Annotated in this window: 1 protein-coding gene; it reads left to right on the top strand. The window is 50.5% G+C overall.

What is annotated here, in order from left to right:
- A partial coding sequence (locus KU855_RS18785; RefSeq protein ID WP_218532821.1) for an ISAs1 family transposase occupies window positions 1-586 on the top strand: 586 nt, incomplete at its 5' end.
- Window positions 587-604 lie beyond the last annotated feature (18 nt).

Genomic DNA, 604 nt, shown 5'->3' with positions numbered 1-604 from the left:
CAAGGCTATCACCAGTAAGGGAGGAGACTACTTATTGGCTGTTAAGGGCAATCAAGGCAAGTTATCAGTCGCAGTACAGGCTGCCTTCGCCTCATGCCGACGAGCTCAGATTGACAGTGCCTCCTGGCAAATTGAGAAGCAGAAAGGCCGTGTGGAAGCACGGACTTGCTATGTACTAAATGCCAGTGATTTGGCAGGAGACTTCTCAACTTGGAGCGAGCTGACCAGCATTGTGATGGTTGAAAACTTCCGTGCAGCAAAGGGGAAAATGCCAGAGTTGGAGTATCGCTACTACATCAGTTCTGCCGAACTTACTCCGGAGCAAGCGAGGGATGCTATCCGAGCCCATTGGGGTATTGAGTCCATGCACTGGATTTTAGATGTGAGTATGCGGGAAGATGCTTGCCAGATTTACCGTGAAAATGCAGCTGAAAACTTGGCGGGGTTAAGGCATATGGCACTCAACATGCTAAGGGCAGAGCCGACTAAGATTAGTGTGCCGATGAAACAGAAACGCTGCATGATGAGCCCCGCCTTCTTGGAGCAAGTCCTTGTGGCCGGATTTACATCAGCGCCTAAATCTTAACCATTCATGCGGACGCCC

It is taken from the genome of Shewanella sp. NIFS-20-20 (assembly GCF_019209865.1).
Classification (GTDB): Bacteria; Pseudomonadota; Gammaproteobacteria; order Enterobacterales; family Shewanellaceae; genus Shewanella.
This window is presented reverse-complemented; position numbering and strand designations above follow the sequence as displayed.